13 protein-coding genes are annotated in these 16,464 nt (G+C 52.0%); 7 read left to right on the top strand and 6 right to left on the bottom strand.

Translation table 11 applies throughout. The features are described 5' to 3' along the window. Positions 1 to 161: 161 nt before the first annotated feature. The 4 genes from ylbJ (at position 162) to NSQ73_RS03580 (ending at position 5,174) form a co-directional block, all read left to right on the top strand. Complete coding sequence (gene ylbJ, locus NSQ73_RS03595) at positions 162 to 1,412, top strand: sporulation integral membrane protein YlbJ (RefSeq protein WP_340985420.1); 1,251 nt, start codon at positions 162 to 164, stop codon at positions 1,410 to 1,412. A gap of 79 nt (positions 1,413 to 1,491) precedes the next feature. Next, positions 1,492 to 2,289 (top strand): NAD kinase, encoded by a 798-nt coding sequence (locus NSQ73_RS03590; protein ID WP_039307186.1) that lies wholly within the window; start codon positions 1,492 to 1,494, stop codon positions 2,287 to 2,289. 217 nt (positions 2,290 to 2,506) lie between these two features. Further along, positions 2,507 to 3,688, top strand: coding sequence for a copper amine oxidase N-terminal domain-containing protein (locus NSQ73_RS03585; RefSeq protein ID WP_340985419.1), 1,182 nt, complete (start codon positions 2,507 to 2,509; stop codon positions 3,686 to 3,688). A 34-nt stretch (positions 3,689 to 3,722) separates the two neighbouring features. After that, the gene (locus tag NSQ73_RS03580) at positions 3,723 to 5,174 is read left to right on the top strand and encodes a S41 family peptidase (protein ID WP_340985418.1); all 1,452 of its coding nucleotides are present in this window, start codon (positions 3,723 to 3,725) and stop codon (positions 5,172 to 5,174) included. Positions 5,175 to 5,551: 377 nt separating this feature from the next. On the opposite strand, the gene NSQ73_RS03575 is transcribed toward NSQ73_RS03580, so the two are convergent. Together NSQ73_RS03575 and lipA are read right to left on the bottom strand one after the other, a co-directional pair. Further along, entirely contained in the window at positions 5,552 to 6,310 is a 759-nt protein-coding gene (locus NSQ73_RS03575; protein WP_340985417.1) for a YutD family protein, read from the bottom strand. 316 nt (positions 6,311 to 6,626) lie between these two features. Continuing rightward, a complete protein-coding gene (gene lipA, locus NSQ73_RS03570; protein ID WP_039307183.1) occupies positions 6,627 to 7,532 on the bottom strand; it encodes a lipoyl synthase in 906 nt (301 codons plus the stop codon). Between the two features lie 223 nt (positions 7,533 to 7,755). Between lipA and NSQ73_RS03565 the strand changes: the two genes are divergently transcribed. Next, a complete protein-coding gene (locus NSQ73_RS03565; RefSeq protein WP_340985416.1) occupies positions 7,756 to 8,871 on the top strand; it encodes a M23 family metallopeptidase in 1,116 nt (371 codons plus the stop codon). Between the two features lie 25 nt (positions 8,872 to 8,896). Here the strand turns inward: NSQ73_RS03565 and NSQ73_RS03560 are convergent, their stop codons facing one another. Continuing rightward, positions 8,897 to 10,597 (bottom strand): alpha amylase N-terminal ig-like domain-containing protein, encoded by a 1,701-nt coding sequence (locus NSQ73_RS03560; protein ID WP_340985415.1) that lies wholly within the window; start codon positions 10,595 to 10,597, stop codon positions 8,897 to 8,899. Positions 10,598 to 10,715: 118 nt separating this feature from the next. On the opposite strand from NSQ73_RS03560, the gene NSQ73_RS03555 reads away from it, so the two are divergent. Beyond that, positions 10,716 to 11,732 (top strand): LacI family DNA-binding transcriptional regulator, encoded by a 1,017-nt coding sequence (locus tag NSQ73_RS03555; protein WP_340985414.1) that lies wholly within the window; start codon positions 10,716 to 10,718, stop codon positions 11,730 to 11,732. A 233-nt stretch (positions 11,733 to 11,965) separates the two neighbouring features. Here the strand turns inward: NSQ73_RS03555 and NSQ73_RS03550 are convergent, their stop codons facing one another. The 3 genes from NSQ73_RS03550 to NSQ73_RS03540 form a co-directional block, all read right to left on the bottom strand. Next, a complete protein-coding gene (locus tag NSQ73_RS03550; RefSeq protein ID WP_340985413.1) occupies positions 11,966 to 12,634 on the bottom strand; it encodes an alpha/beta hydrolase in 669 nt (222 codons plus the stop codon). A 121-nt stretch (positions 12,635 to 12,755) separates the two neighbouring features. Next, complete coding sequence (locus NSQ73_RS03545) at positions 12,756 to 13,334, bottom strand: hypothetical protein (protein WP_340985412.1); 579 nt, start codon at positions 13,332 to 13,334, stop codon at positions 12,756 to 12,758. Positions 13,335 to 13,375: 41 nt separating this feature from the next. Continuing rightward, on the bottom strand, positions 13,376 to 13,912 hold the full coding sequence (locus NSQ73_RS03540) for a hypothetical protein (protein WP_171720140.1): 537 nt from the start codon (positions 13,910 to 13,912) through the stop codon (positions 13,376 to 13,378). A 274-nt stretch (positions 13,913 to 14,186) separates the two neighbouring features. Between NSQ73_RS03540 and NSQ73_RS03535 the strand changes: the two genes are divergently transcribed. Beyond that, positions 14,187 to 16,427 (top strand): beta strand repeat-containing protein, encoded by a 2,241-nt coding sequence (locus NSQ73_RS03535; protein ID WP_340985411.1) that lies wholly within the window; start codon positions 14,187 to 14,189, stop codon positions 16,425 to 16,427. Positions 16,428 to 16,464: the final 37 nt, after the last annotated feature.

Here is a 16,464-nt window from a genome sequence, read left to right as displayed (position 1 = left end):
CATCCCTTAAATCAATCTTGATCAGATGTGCATTAATTAATTTTATAATATCATAATTCCGGTGAAAAAGCACCGGTAAATGTAACCGCTTTCCTCGTTATTTTTGTGCTGTTTGTCCCACTTCCGGCATACAACTAAGCATAGAATTGGAGGTGCCATCGATGACACTGAACAAAATTGCCGGCCCGCTGCTCGGTATCCTGCTGGCGGGCTGCATGCTGCTGATGCTGATCCATCCGTCCAGCTCTCTGGATGCGGCACTTCGCGGGCTGGCTGTCTGGTGGGACGTGCTGTTTCCTTCATTGTTCCCCTTCTTCGTCATTTCCGAAATCATGCTGGGCTTTGGCATCGTCCACCTCTTCGGGGCGCTGCTTGATCCGCTTATGCGCCCGCTCTTCAATATACCCGGCAGCGGCGGATTCGTGGCTGCCATGGGATATGTGTCAGGATATCCCGTCGGCGCCAAATTAACCGCCAAGCTGCGGGAGCAGGGAATGATCAGCAAGGTGGAAGGGGAACGGCTGGTGGCCTTCACCACCTCCTCAGACCCCATTTTCCTGCTTGGCGCCGTATCCGTCGGGTTCTTCCATGATGCCTCCCTCGGGCTTATCCTCGCCCTTGCCCATTACGGGGGCGGATTCATCGTCGGCCTGCTGATGTCATTTCATGGCCGCAGCAGACCCGGGGACTCCGGGACAGCTCCCTCTACGCCCGCAGCCCCCTCATCTGCAGCCCCGTCAGGACCAAGCTACGGCAGACTGCGCACCGCGATGAATGCCATGGCTGAAGCCCGCCGCAAAGACGGCCGAAGTCTCGGCGAACTGCTTAGGAACGCCATCCAGTCCTCGCTTCAGCTTATTATTGTCGTTGGGGGGCTGGTAGTATTCTTCAATGTGCTAATGGAGCTGCTTGCCCGCGCCGGAATTATGTCCATGCTGTTCAGTACCACCGGCCGGCTGCTGTCCCTGGCCGGATTCCCGCCGGGGCTCTCGGCCGCTCTGGTCAGCGGGTTATTCGAGGTGACACTCGGCGCCCGCTCGGCCGGAGAAGCGGCTGCAGGAATTCCGCTGCAGTTCAAGGTGGCCGCTGCAGCGTTCATCCTCTCTTGGGGCGGATTATCCGTTCACGCCCAGGTAGCCAGTATACTGAATGGCACCGGACTGCGTTACCTTCCCTTTATGGCCGCACGGTTAGTGCATGCCCTGCTCTCTGCCGGACTTGTTCTTCTGCTCTGGAAGCCGGTGGTCAGCTCAGGATTGGCCGGACAGTGGGGCACACTGCCCGTTGCCTCCGGCCTGGCTTCACCGGATTCGGCCCTGATCAGCAGCATCAGCCTGCTCTGCCTGCTGCTGGCCTGCATGCTGGTGCTGTCGCTGCTGATGCTGCTGGCGGGCAGGCTGCGGCGTTTTTAAAAGATTCAAATATTGTGTTCCGGGTCAAGATTGATTATGATCGGTGTATGACTGAATCATACAAAGGAGCCTGTACATCTTGAGATATTATGTTCTGGACCGCGGAGATGAATTGTCCATCCAACTAGCGGAGCAATTTCACAAGCTGGCGGCGGAGCGGGATTTGGAGCTGGATGCCAAGTCTCCGGAAATTGTGATATCGATTGGCGGCGACGGCACCATGCTGCATGCTTTTCATACGTTTATCGACCAGATTCCTAATTTGGCTTTTGTCGGTGTGCATACCGGGCATCTGGGCTTCTATGCGGACTGGCAAGCTGAAGAGCTGCCGACCCTGATTGATTATATGTGCGGAGATATTGGGCCGCATAATCCACGCATGGTGCAGTATCCGCTCCTTGAACTGGAAATTCACAAGAAGTCCGGTTCAAGCTCGCATATTGCCCTGAACGAATTCACACTTAAAGGCGTAGACGGAACGGTTGTCATCCAGATTGATATTAACGATGTAACCTTCGAAATGTTCCGCGGTGACGGCATTTGCATCTCTACCCCCTCCGGCAGTACCGCTTATAACAAAAGTCTGGGAGGCGCCATGGTGCATCCCACGATCGAGGCGCTGCAGATTTCGGAGATTGCTTCGATTAATAACCGGGTATTCCGCACGATGGGTTCACCGCTGCTGCTGCCCAAGCATCATCACTGCGATATTTTCTCGCGCAAGGATCAGCGTCTGCTGCTGACCGTGGACCATAACAATATACCTGTGGATGATCTGATCTCTGTACGTTGCCAGGTGTCCGACAAAAAAATCAGTTTTGCCCGGTACCGCCCTTTCCCTTTCTGGAACCGTGTCCGTGAAGCGTTTCTAGTGTAGGATTTCTGGGGAATAGAAGGATATCCGAACCAAATGATACGTCTGCTTTCCATTGCTCTTACAGCCGGAGATGCCCCGCCTCTCCGGCTTTATCATGCCGCCTGCCCGGAGTCCTGCTACCTCCGGAGCATCGTTCATAAGAAATGGACAGAGGGAATTTTCAAATGGTATAATGAACCTATTTTACAAAGTTTGCTAATTAAAAGGAGAGAATCTATTGAAAAAACTACTATCCCTCATTGGCGTGAGCCTGCTGGCCCTCGTACTGGCCGTTCCCGCTTTTGCAGCAGAGAAACCTATCAAAGTCTACATAAACAACAGCAATCTTACCTTCACCGCCGGAACCCCTTATCTGAAGGATAATACGGTGCTGGTGCCATTCCGGGTTATATTCGAGAAGCTCGGGCTGCAGGTGCTATGGGATTCCAAGACAGGAACAGTTACAGGGACAGGGACAGGCCTGAATATCAGCCTTAAGGTCGGCAGCAAACGTGCTACTGTCAACGGTACGGTCAAGCAGCTTACGGTTGCTCCGGTATCCACGGCAGGTACAACTTACATACCGCTGCGTTTCATAGCTGAAGCCACCGGCGGAACAGCCGTCTGGGATTCAGCCAGCCGGAGCGTGAAAATTACAGTACCGCAATCCTCCTCCAGCGATGAGAAGGATATTACAGCACTCATTCAATTATCCAATAAATATTATAATGAAGAAAAAGCCATCAGCTTCTACTCCCTGGTGGATTCCGAATCCGATAATATGGAATCTGTAACGGATATGAATTCCCTGTTCGAGCTGTACGACCTCAAGAATACCATTACAAGCCTTAAGATTCTGAGTCTTGCCGGAGACGAGGCTACTGTCTACACTGTCGAAAGCTCGGTTAGAACCGGCGGTTATTATATCCCGGATGAGCAGTTCGAATATTTGTACACACTGGTCCGTAAGGACGGGTCCTGGAAAATCTCCGGAATGGAGGTACAGGAATCCACGGTGCTGCTTACACGCGAGCAAGGCATGAAGCAGGCGGTGCTTCCACAGGGTGACGCCACAGTAATCAAGGATAATCTCAGCAAATATTATCAGAACATGACTACCCAGAATGTTGATGGAACCCAGGCACTAATGACCTCTTACGGTGAGGAATACGACGCTGCCAGTGCAGCCGATCTGCAGGATCTTTTCGATTCCTATGATCTCAGCTACTCGCTGACAAATGCGAATATCTACTATTATGCGGCCGACGAAGCTGCGGTCTACACGGAAGTCTCAATAAAAGACGGTGAATCGGGAGAGAGCTACACCCAGTCCCTCATCTTCATTCTGAGCAAATCGGAAAGCGGCTCATGGACCATTGACGACACTTATCACATCAGCTTTGATAGTGCGCAATCCTAGAATATCAAAATATATCAAAAGGATGTATGAACTTATGAAATCAGCCAAGATCCTTACTGCAGCCCTAAGCGGCTGCTTGGCTTTATCCATCGCTTGGGCTCCTGCCGCTTCGGCCGCAGACGCTGCTGCTTCCACTGAAGCAGTGCAATCCTCCAAAACGGATATCATCAATGAAATTATGGAATATCTTGAGTACTACAATGTGGAGGGTATTGATCAGGATACGCTCATCCGTGGTGCGATTGACGGCATGGTAAGTACGCTGGATGATCCCTACAGCCAATATTTCGATCAGGCGGAAGCCGCTGACTTCGGCCACGCGGTTGATCTGGAATATGTCGGCATCGGCGTCCGGCTCGTATATACGCCCAAAGAACTCTACATTGAAGAAGTGATGAGCGGTTCCCCCGCAGAGAAAGCCGGTCTGAAACGCGGGGATATCATTCTTAAGATTAACGGTGTAAGGGTAGATGATACGGCAGGCGATGAGCTTGCCGGCGCGTCCGGCACGAAGGTCTCTCTGCTGATCCAGCGGAACGGCGTTAGCAAATCCTACAGTGTTACCCGCAGTGAAATTACCACAACATCCGTTACCAGCACAATTATCGGGTCCAAGGTTGCCTATATTGCCATCAACGGCTTCACACAGACCGCTGACGAAGAGTTCTCCACAGCGCTGGATAAAATGCGAGCAGCAGGAATGAAGTCACTGGTGCTCGATCTGCGTGACAATACAGGCGGCTACATGGATAGCGCCCAGAATATTGCCGCCAAGTTTATGGATGCCGGAATTATGATGTATACCTCCGACCAGAGCGGCGTACTGACACCTGTAACGATCACAAACGGCAGCAAAATCGGCGTTCCCGTTGTTGTACTGACCAATGAATACACCGCCAGTGCTTCCGAAGCTTTGACCGGGGCACTCCGCGACAACAAACTGGCTACAATTGTCGGTACCCGTTCTTACGGCAAGGCGCGGATTCAGAGTCTGATTCCCATGTCGGACGGCGGCGAGCTGAAGCTGACAACGATGAAGTATCTGACTCCAAGCAAGGAGGATTTCAACCACATCGGACTCGCTCCTGATATTGAGATCAAGGGCAAAACGGCCCAGCTGATCACGGCTCTGCAGATCGCCGGACTGACCGGAATCACAGCCTCCGGTGACAATCATATTCTCGATATCAACGGTGCTGCTTTTGCCGGAAATGTCGGTCTGATCAAGCAGGGGGATAAAGTCTATGCCTCCTCCCGCGTACTGTCCGCGCTTGTAGAGAGTGAAGTAACCTGGGACGCGAAGAACAAGAAGGTGCTGATTACGACCGGGGCCGGCAAAAGTTCGGGATTCACCCTGGCCGCCAAAGAGGCGCTATACCAGGACGGCGAAACCTTCATCGAGCTGGGTGCCTTCAAGAAAAAGTTCCCGCTGCTTACATGGAGCTACAACGCTGCCCAGAATCAGCTGAAATTATCGGTTAAATAATTGGATTTTTGACACTTATTTAATACCTCCAGCATTCTCTGTGGAATCTAAATGGATTTATGTCACTTAATTCTGTCCACATCCCCGTTATTCGGCAGGTAGGCCGCAAATAAGTAACGTTTTTCCAACTATTTCGCTGAGCATTTGAAATCCGGTATTATTAGATGTACTTTTTCCACTTATCTGCTTCTCTATATGTGCGCAATAAGCTCAAATCATTATTAGCTAAAATACAGCACTGACATCGAAAGAGTCCCTCCAGCCATGTGGCTGAAGGGACTCTTTAGGTTATCGGCAGCGCCTAAGCGACACTGCGGGAGAATGCACCGAAAAATTGGAGAAAACCTGGAGAATAACCGCCCCGTGAACAGGCGTTGCTAACTTTGGCTGTTATTCGGGTTCTGGCTGTTCTGGCTATCCTGTTTATTTTGATTGTTTTGGTTGCTTGGGTTATCTTGCTTGTTCTGGTTGCTTGGGTTATCCTGCTTGTTCTGGTTGTTCTGTCTGTTGGGATTGTTCTCTCTGTTCTCTTTGTTCTGCTTTTGATTATGTGAGTTGCCTTGATTGCCACCCTGATTGCCCTGCTGGCCTCTGCCCTGGAACTCTTTATGGTTCTTCTTGCCTTGCTCCTTGTTGCGGTGATTCCGGCTCTGGTGCTCACGCACAGGTCTGTCTTTGGCAGCATGCTCCCGGCCCGAACCGCCTGCGTTATCCTTGTCCCGGTTCCCCCCCTTAGACGGGGATTCGCGGTGATCTTTCACATTCCCTGCCGACTCGGCAGCCTCCTGCTCCAGTTCTTCCTCCGTTCCCGGTTCAGGAACTTCCTTAATCAGAATATCCTTGAAGGTTCCCTCCTGCGGAGCTTCCTTCAGCTTGTGCAGCACAAAATACGCACAGCCAAAATTACAGTATTCATTAATATAATCCACCATGCCTGAAATAGCCGTATCCCGGTTCACCTTAGGGTGATTATCCCGGTAGAAGCCCTTCAGACGCAATTGGCTGTACCCCCAGTCGCCGATAATATAATCGTAGCGGTCCAGCACCTCGCTGTACCTTCCGCGAAATGCTTCCGGGTTCCAGCCGTCCTTATGATCGAGCATGAGCTCGTAACCTTTTCCACCTATAACGATCAAGCGTGTGTCGCCTGCCTTTCTATGAGAGGGTTGGGGGCGTTGATAAGCCGTCATTCCATGACTCCATCAACGCGGAGGGGTGGTGCAACCGCACACCCCAGGACCTCGCCGCTAACGCGCCATTGGTCCTTTCCCCTTTTTAACAACTGAAACCTGAAGCCGTAACCTTAAGGCTAAAGCATAGAGCCAATTTAAAGCTAATACTTTAAAAAAGCATTTAAAACCTACCCCCTGTGACTCCGTCACGAGGCAAATTTGCACAGCAAATTTTTGTAAAGATTACATTATAGAACGCACACAAGATTAAGCACTACACTTAAGCCTGGGAAACCGAACGCGCCTCACGCGCAACCGCAGCAGACTTCACCTGATCATGCGCATGATAGGAGCTGCGCACCAGTGGACCCGCCTCCACATGGCTGAAGCCGCGCTTCATTCCCTCTTCCTTCAGCATAGCGAATTCTTCCGGCGGATAATACTTCTCCACGTTCAGATGTTTCGGCGAAGGCTGAAGATATTGTCCTAATGTCAATATATCACAATCTGCCGCTCTCAGGTCATCCATCGCCTGCAGAATTTCGTCCCACTCCTCGCCGACCCCAAGCATAATGCTCGATTTCGTTGGAATATCCGGCTTAATCTCCTTCGCACGGCGCAGCAGCTCCAGGGAACGGCGGTATTTGGCTCTGGCCCGGACACGGTCCGACATGCGTTCCACGGTCTCGATGTTGTGATTCAGAATATCCGGATTGCTGTTCATCACGATCTCCAGACTCCCGCGGTCGCCCAGGAAATCGGGAATCAGCACCTCTACGCTGCACAGAGGAAGACGCTTACGAATAGCGGCCACCGTCTCGGCAAAAATCTGCGCGCCCCCATCCTTAAGGTCATCGCGGGCCACGCTGGTAACCACACAATGCTTAAGCATCATCCCTTCTGCTGCTTCAGCCACACGTTCGGGTTCGAGCAGATCGAGTTCAGTCGGCAATCCTGTATTTACAGCGCAGAAACGGCAGGCCCGTGTGCAAATATCACCCAGAATCATGAAGGTTGCCGTACGGTTCGCCCAGCATTCATAAATATTCGGACAGCGCGCTTCTTCACATACGGTATGTAACGTCTTGGAACGCATCATGCCCTTAATTTCCTGATAATCTTCACCGGTGGTTAACTTGATTTTGATCCAGTCTGGCTTGGGCTGTTTGGCTGTTCTATTAGTCAAAATGATGAAACCCCGCTTTCGATCTGAATGTCATTTTCATAGTTAAAAGTTGCTGCCTCATATTATAGCATGTGGAATAGTCATTTGCCTGTTTTTGTGAACCTTTGGGAGGTAACGGATAAAAATAACGCTTTTGCTTCAATCTAAAGAAAAGCACCTGCAAGGTGCCATTTCATGAGGATGTATAGATGACTAAGCGTCCGGAACACAGGAGGTTGAGATTATGCCTGCCCTATTCAGAAGTTATAACACCCGGAGAACCCTTATATGCATGTCGGCAGCCGCCTTGCTCTGGGGCAGCAGCCCTGCTATGAGTACCCCCGCCCACGCTGCCCGTTATCATAAGCTGCCGGAGCTGACGTCCAGCGGTCCCGTAGCCGCAGACAGCAAAGAAGCCGCCGCCGCTGCCCGCAAAGGGCTCTATGAACAGATGAGTGCAGCAACCGGAATCCCCTGGTTCCGGTTCGCTGCGATTGATCAATATGAACGGTCTGTCGCCAAAAAGAAAAAAAGCACTGCGGCTTCAGAAGCAGACTCCGCAGCAGCTCCGGCCCGGCTCACCGGTATCTCCATCCCGGCACCCGTATGGTCCGGACCCCTGAACCCTAATCAGGAGGATAAATTCCCGGAATCCATCACCTTCTTCGGCGGCTTCGGCCGTGACGGCACGGGAGACGGCATTGCCGATCCCGGGAATGATATTGATGTGCTCTATAGCATGGCAGAGCATCTGCTTAAGTACGGCAGATCCTCCAGCGACTTCAGCATCGGCATCTGGGAGTATTACCATAACGGCCGCGCAGCTCAGCGGATAGCCCAGTTCGCCAAGCTGTATGAGCATTTCGGGCGGCTTGACTTGTCAGGCAGCGCCTTCCCGCTGCCCATAGGTACGAACTACGCCTACCGCAGCACCTGGGGAACAGGCCGGAGCTGGGGCGGGGCGCGTGTACACGAAGGGACGGACTTGTTCGCACCGCATGGCTTGACCGTCCGCAGCACCTGCTTCGGAGTGGTGGAGACCAAGGGCTGGAACCGTTACGGCGGCTGGCGGATCGGCATTCGTGATATCGAGAACCGCTACCATTATTACGCGCATTTGATGGGTTATGAGAAGTCCTTATCCCGGGGGGATATTGTGATTCCAGGCCAGACCATCGGCTGGGTGGGCAGCTCCGGATACGGCAGTCCGGGCACCCAGGGCAAATTCCCGCCCCATCTGCATTACGGGATCTACCGTGACCGCGGAATTACCGAATGGGCCTTCGATCCCTATCCGCTGCTCAAACAGTGGGAGAACCAGGAATTCCGGCAGCTCAAAAAAAACAAAAACAAGAAATAAGCCTCTGTTTCATACAGATCTTCATTTAATGCAGCATCAGACAGCCAAACGGCTCAATCTCCACTAGCATCCGCTTATCGGTGCGGATGGTGAGTCCGCTCAACAGATCAACCAGCACAGTTTTGTCCGGGCGGTAATTGCACAGCTCAAGCTGGTACGCATTAGGAGAATTATTGATAATAAGGCCCATCCGGTCCTGTTCACTGCGCCGCACATAACCTAGGACATTGCGGGGTTCGTCTGTAAACCACGGGCGGAATCCGCCTGTCCGCAGCACTTCATGTTCTTTTCGCAGAGAGATCAGCTGTTTGTACCATTCCTGCAGCAGGATATTCTGATCCTGAGCCTCCCAGACCATCGGCTGCCGGCAGTGGGGATCCGTAGCCCCTTCCATTCCAACTTCATCACCGTAATAAATCATGGGCAGACCTATATAGGTCATCTGGAAAAATACAGCCAGCTTCATCCGGCTTAAGCTTGTGGATTCATGGTCCCAGCCCCTGCCTCCCTGCTTGCAGGCAGTCAGAAAACGCAAGGTGTCATGGCTGCCCAGCAGCTGGAACATAGCTGAATTAGCCTGATCATTATAGAGGGCTTCCTGGTGCAGCACCTGTTCCATGAAGCGGACCGGGCCCGCAGATTGTCCGGCAAAAAACTCCAGCACCGCATCCCGCAGCACGTAGTTCATCCCGCCGTCGAACTGGTCTCCCCGGAGCCACGGTCCGGAAGCATGCATAATCTCACCAATCAGCAGGAGGTCGGGGAACTCGGCCTTCAATTCCCGGCGGAACCTCGGCCAAAAGGCCGGGGACACTTCATTAGCCACATCCAGCCTCCAGCCGTCGATTCCCGCCTCCCTTACCCAATACTTGGCTACCTCCATCATATAATCAGCTACATCCGGATGATCCATATTCAGCTTCGGCATGCTGGCTTCCGCTTTGGCGAAGGTCTCATAGCTGGGAACCGGCGCCTGGCGTACAGGGAAAGAACGGATATAGAACCAGTCTTTATACGGCGATGTCTCTCCCCGCTCCAACACATCCTTGAAGGCAAAGAACGTATCCCCGGCATGATTGAATACCGCATCGAGCAGAACCTTCATCCCGTGTCGGTGTGCTGTATCAACCAGCATTTTCAGATCCTCCATCGTACCAAAGCCCGGGTCCACCTTGTAATAATCCGATGTATTGTATTTATGCTCAGAAGGCGATTCGAAGATCGGAGTCATATAAATGGCGGTCACACCCAGCCCGTGCAAATAGGGGATTTTGTCTGCAATGCCTTGTAACGTCCCCTGGTTGTAGCTGCTGGGATAAATCTGATAAACAATCGCATCTGCAGTCCAGGAAGGCAGCAGGGTTGCCTGCGGACGGTGAATATATGCATATTGAAAAGCCCCGGCCTGCTCCCGGTTCTCCGATACTCCCCTCTCTCCATACCATACATTTTCCCCTGCGGGATTCTTGATATGGAACTGATACCGGCATTTGCCGGTCTCCGTCCGGAGTACCGCCTCATGAATGTCATATGCCCCGGCAGAACCGGTCCGCTCCATCTCCTGCGGAAGCTCGCTGCCGGGTGAATCGTAGCGGTCGGAATGAATAACGGTACAGCAGAGCGACTGTCCGCTCTGCACAAATAAACGCAACTTAAGGGTGCCGGAACCTACCGGGAAAGCGAAAGGGTCTTCGGCCGTATGGTATAGAAACAAATGCTTGGACATCAGGTTCAGTCTCCTTTGGTACTGCATAGAGTAGCTTGCACAATCTGTGTTATTATGGCAGGTAGAACGAGTTCACTGTCATGGAATACAAATACCGTTATGACCGAGAGGGATCGCTATGAAAGTTACGATTAAGGATATTGCCCAGGCGGCAGGGGTTGCCAAATCCACCGTATCCAAGGTAATGAATGACTCTCCCAAAATATCCGAGGAAACGAAAACCCGGGTCAGGGATATTATTAAACAGATGAACTATACTCCCAGCAGTATTGCCACCGGACTTGCCAGACAAAGCAGTAATACGGTCGCAATCCTGATCGATATGTCTAAGGAAAGCGAATTTCTGAATCAGTTCTTTTATAACATTATCGGCGGGGTGGAGAGCGTCATCGGACCTCTGAAATATGAGCTGACCATTGCCAACATTCAGCATGATCAGGCTGAGGGGCATTTCCTGCACAGACTGGTGCTGAATAAGCGGGTGGACGGTATCATTGCCAACACTTCTGTGCTGACTCCTGAGCTATGCGCAGAGCTTAACAGGCTGGAGTTCCCCTATATCTCGATCGGTGAAATTAATCCTCCAGGAACATGGGTCGATTGTGACAATGAGCTGGGAGGAACCGTGCTGACTAAGCATCTGCTGGAGCAGGGATATTCCTCGATTGCTTTTATTGGCGGAGAGCAGAACGAGCCTCTGTTCCTGCGCCGTATCGCCGGTTATACGGCCACGCTGCGTCAGGCGGGACTTCCGGTGCGCAGCGACCGGATTATCAATGGCAGAGCAGCCGAAGAGGATGGCTATGACGCGGCTATGCAGCTGCTGCAAAGCGCAGAACCGCCCGATGCTATTGTCTGCATGAGTAACTTCTCTGCTTTTGGAGTGCTCCAGGCTGCCCGGGAACTGAAGGTCCAGATTCCAGCGCAGCTGGGCATCGCCACGTTCGATGAATACCCGCTGTCTCCCTATACCACACCTCCGCTAACTTCACTCAATATGGATACCTTCCAGCTCGGGGTCTCCGCAGGACGGTTATTAATGGACAAGCTTGGCACCACGGTCACTACTGAGAGCGGACAGCTGCTGGAGCCGGTGCTGATTCCAAGGTTGTCTTCCCTGCGAAGCAGTAAGTAGTCTGCGGACTGAATAGATTAAATGAGGCAATTCGTCCGAATGAATAACCCGGACTGGACTTGGCTGGGCTATACCGGCCCTACCCGGGGGAAACCGGTTTCCTTGAATTGAAATTAACACGCACTATAGGCAATGTCAATGTGAAATCATACAATAAAAACTGCATGCCGAAGAGCCCCTTCCACTGAATTGTGAAAAGGGGCTCTTCGGCTTGTCCGTTTACCTTCCCTGAATTAATGACCGGAGCTGCGGATAAACTGCAGCACTTCCCTCATCATCGCCGGGCTCTCCTCGCTGTGGCAGACCATATGCCCGCTCTTTTCCATAATCAGCACCTGCTTGCGGCCGGAGGGGATGGTCTGCTCCAGATAGCCAGCACTTTTGAATTTGACCAGATGATCGCGCTTGCCCTGCACAATGAGGGTTGGCAGATCCATCTGCGGATAGATCTCAAAGCTCTCGCGGACCAGACGCTGAAATTCTCTTGTGGCCTTCGCGGGAGTGGAGCCCCATTTACGGATGTAATTCCTGATCATCTCCGGCTGCCCCAGCGTCCGCAGGATCTGGACCGGATTCAGCGGAAACACAGGGGTGGACAGCAAAGTCAGTGATTTGATCCTGGCCTTATATTGAACCGATAGATGGGAAGCAATCAGCGCCCCTGTAGAAAAACCTATCAGATGTACACCCTCTGTCCGGTTAAGCAATGTACTCAGCTCATCCTCGGCGCTTTGCCGCCAACCCAGGCGGTCCGACTGGAGCAGATCACTCCGGCTGCCCCCGTGTCCTTGTAACGTAAACGTTCTGGACAGGCAATCATGCGCTCCGAGAAACTGGGACAATGGAGCAATCTCATATTCGCCTCCGGTGAAGCCGTGTATAAACAAGCAGCTATCCATCATTTATCCTCATTTCACCCCTTATTAATATCCATTTTATCCATTTATAGAAAAATAAACCTTAACAGAGCTGAAGTCAAGGTTTACTCCCTGTTCCTGCTATGAACCGACTGCAAAACAGCGGTTATCTCTCCCACCAGATCAGACTCAGCGCAGAGATAATGGTTCCGACCGCAGCACTTGAGGAGGTTACATTGATGCTGATTGCATTGTTAGGCGGAACGATGATACTTCCGGTAAAGGCCGGAGTAAATACTCCCGGCGCTAATTGATAAGTGGCTAATACGCTTCCTCCGGTGATTGCCGCGGTAGAGGACTGAACCGTCATGGCACTGGCCGCCGGGCTGCCCAGATTATTATTCACCGGAGTTACAGTAGCAGGCGAAGTGATTGTCCCTCCTCTAACAATGGTAAAGGTTCCTGAGATGGAGGTCAGCAGCGAGGTCCCGCCGATGCTGCCGCTTACGCGGGATAAATATAAGGTTCTGCCGCTGCCGGCCGGATTATTGATGCGCACTGTGATGATGGCAGAAGCAAGTCCCAGGACAATCGTTGCCGAGTTCGAAGCATTCGCCGAGAATAAAACGGCAGACTGGGAAGCGCTTATCTCCGGCGGTGCGCTAATGTCCGGTGCCCGAAAGGTATTCGTCATCTCTACATAGACCGGCTGGTCATTATCATTAATTACATAATTATTAGGCATGATCCGCTCCCTCCCGTTCTGGCTCTGATCTGATTCTGGTTCTAGTTCTCCCACCAGCTGATGTTCCCGGTAGCCGCTGTACTGCCAGATGCAATTGTAATGCTTATCGTAAGCGAACTGCCGGGGGGCAGGATTATTCTTCCGTCCAAATCAAGAATCACCGGACCTGTGGCCAGCAGCAGCGACATTAACGTTGCCGGACTTCCGGTGGGTGCCGCCGTTGCTGTCCGTGCAGTCGTCACACTGGTGACGGCGCTGCCGAAGTTATAGTTGACCGGGGTTACGATAGATCCCCCGACTGTTGCATTGCGCAGCAGTGTTAAGGTTACCGCAGCTGTCCCGGTGCTCGCGATTACGCGCGAAATATACACCGTACGCCCGCTGCCGCCCGGATTGGATACCTGCATCACAAGCGGAGCAGCAGTCGTAACTGTGGAAGCAAAGGAAAATCCGAACAATAAGCCTGACATGGCTGCCCCCGCCTCAGGCAGGGTATCAATACCGGGAGCAATATAGGTGTTGACCTGCTCTGTATACAGCGGCTGACTGTTCTGGTTGAATACAGCATCATTGGGCATAGCTTTACCCTCCCTCTCTCTAGCATATTCTCATAGTATGCAAGGACGTCTGGCAGGTTGTTTGGTAATATGCGTATTTTTGCACCCGCAACCCAGTCATCCTCTTAAATTCTCCATATAGTAATATCACACCATTCGAATGGTCCAGCTTAAACGTACAGGCTTCACCCTGTTCCACCCGCCAGCTTATATATGCTTGAGACCCAGACGACGGTTTGGGTCTTTTCATGAGTAAGCAGACGATATCCATTCTATGAAGAAAGGATGAATAACTTTGCCGAATTTCAGTTCATTTCAAGCCAATCCGGACAATCTGCGTACGCTTATTTTTGGCCGGGACCCTTCGACCCTGATTGACCGCCCACTGACAACGGATGCCAGCGGAAATCTGACCACCGTTATCTTAAACGGAACCATCTCCAGTGTGCTCGGCGCTACGATTACTGCTGGTACATTAACATCTGCCGGTACAGTTACCAACATCCTTGCCGGTACGATTACTAGCGTGCTTGGCGCTACGATCACCGCTGGTACATTAACATCTGCCGGTACAGTTACCAACATCCTTGCCGGTACGATTACTAGCGTGCTTGGCGCTACCATTACTGCTGGTACATTATCGTCAGCTGGTACGGTTACTAACATCCTTGCCGGTACGATTACCAGCGTGCTTGGTGCTACCATCACTGCCGGTACATTGTCTTCGGCTGGTACGGTTACTAACCTGCTCGACGGTACCATCACTAGCGTACTTGGGGCTACCATTACTGCCGGTACATTGTCTTCGGCTGGTACGGTTACTAACCTGCTGGATGGTACGATTACCAGCGTACTCGGCGCTACCATTACTGCTGGTACATTATCTTCGGCTGGTACGGTTACTAACCTGCTCGACGGTACGATTACTAGCGTGCTCGGCGCTACGATTACTGCCGGTACGTTAACCAACCTGCTGGACGGTACGATTACTAGCGTACTTGGGGCTACGATTACTGCTGGTACATTATCATCGGCTGGTACGGTTACTAACCTGCTCGATGGTACGATTACTAGCGTGCTTGGCGCTACGATTACTGCTGGTACATTAACTAACCTGCTCGATGGTACCATCACTAGCGTGCTCGGCGCTACCATTACTGCTGGTACATTATCATCCGCTGGTACGGTTACTAACCTGTTGGATGGTACGATTACTAGTGTGCTTGGCGCTACGATTACTGCTGGTACGTTAACCAACCTGCTGGACGGTACGATTACTAGCGTGCTCGGGGCTACGATTACTGCTGGTACATTGTCTTCGGCTGGTACAGTCACCAATATCCTCGCCGGTACGATTACTAGCGTGCTCGGCGCTACGATCACTGCTGGTACATTGTCTTCAGCCGGTACAGTCACCAATATCCTCGCCGGTACGATTACTAGCGTGCTCGGGGCTACAATCACTGCTGGTACATTGTCTTCAGCCGGTACAGTTACTAACCTGCTCGATGGTACCATTACCAGCGTGCTCGGCGCTACAATCACTGCTGGTACGTTAACTAACCTGCTCGATGGTACCATCACCAGCGTGCTCGGCGCTACGATTACTGCTGGTACATTATCATCCGCTGGTACAATTACCAACATCCTAGCCGGTACCATCACTAGCGTGCTCGGCGCTACCATTACTGCTGGTACATTATCATCCGCTGGTACGGTTACTAACCTGCTCGATGGTACGATTACTAGCGTGCTCGGCGCTACGATTACTGCTGGTACATTGTCTTCGGCTGGTACAGTCACCAACTTGCTAGATGGTACGATCACTAGCGTGCTTGGCGCTACGATTACTGCTGGTACATTGTCGTCAGCTGGTACGGTTACTAACATCCTCGCCGGTACAATCACCAGTGTGCTTGGTGCTACCATCACTGCCGGTACATTGTCTTCGGCTGGTACGGTTACTAACATCCTCGCCGGTACAATCACCAGTGTGCTTGGTGCTACCATCACTGCCGGTACATTGTCTTCGGCTGGTACGGTTACTAACATCCTTGCCGGTACGATTACTAGCGTGCTCGGCGCTACAATCACTGCTGGTACATTGTCTTCAGCCGGTACGGTTACTAACCTGCTCGATGGTACGATTACTAGCGTGCTTGGCGCTACAATCACTGCCGGTACGCTGAGCAGCGTAACCTCGATTTCACAACGCAGCTTTATTGAGCTGGCTACAACCGGAATTGCAACTTCAGATACCTACACGCCTTTGCCGGCCAATACTACCAGCGTACTGGGCACCTATTCTTACTTCATTGTGAATACCGGAGCCAATCCGGTGAATACCCGTGTTGAGATCAGCGCGGACGGAACTAACTATTTCGTGGATACTACAGGCGACAATCCGCTGCCGGCCGGTTCGGTTGATGTCATCGTGCCTGCACGGTTCCTGAAATACACCCGCCTCTCCTATCAATCCTCTACACCGGGTGCGGCTTCTACGCTTAATGTCATTTTTGATGCACAAGGAACGTAAAAGAAATGCCCGTCATATGATGCAGAAGCAAAGAGTG

Source organism: Paenibacillus sp. FSL R10-2736 (assembly GCF_038000245.1).
Taxonomy (GTDB): domain Bacteria; phylum Bacillota; class Bacilli; order Paenibacillales; family Paenibacillaceae; genus Paenibacillus_AQ; species Paenibacillus_AQ phytohabitans.
This window is presented reverse-complemented; position numbering and strand designations above follow the sequence as displayed.

Excerpts from the sequence above, each read along its gene's own strand:
- ylbJ (WP_340985420.1), top strand. The coding sequence starts at position 162 with ATGACACTGAACAAAATTGCCGGCCCGCTGCTCGGTATCCTGCTGGCG.
- NSQ73_RS03580 (WP_340985418.1), top strand. The coding sequence starts at position 3,723 with ATGAAATCAGCCAAGATCCTTACTGCAGCCCTAAGCGGCTGCTTGGCT.
- NSQ73_RS03565 (WP_340985416.1), top strand. The coding sequence starts at position 7,756 with ATGCCTGCCCTATTCAGAAGTTATAACACCCGGAGAACCCTTATATGC.
- NSQ73_RS03560 (WP_340985415.1), bottom strand. The coding sequence starts at position 10,597 with ATGTCCAAGCATTTGTTTCTATACCATACGGCCGAAGACCCTTTCGCT.
- NSQ73_RS03555 (WP_340985414.1), top strand. The coding sequence starts at position 10,716 with ATGAAAGTTACGATTAAGGATATTGCCCAGGCGGCAGGGGTTGCCAAA.
- NSQ73_RS03550 (WP_340985413.1), bottom strand. The coding sequence starts at position 12,634 with ATGATGGATAGCTGCTTGTTTATACACGGCTTCACCGGAGGCGAATAT.
- NSQ73_RS03545 (WP_340985412.1), bottom strand. The coding sequence starts at position 13,334 with ATGCCTAATAATTATGTAATTAATGATAATGACCAGCCGGTCTATGTA.
- NSQ73_RS03540 (WP_171720140.1), bottom strand. The coding sequence starts at position 13,912 with ATGCCCAATGATGCTGTATTCAACCAGAACAGTCAGCCGCTGTATACA.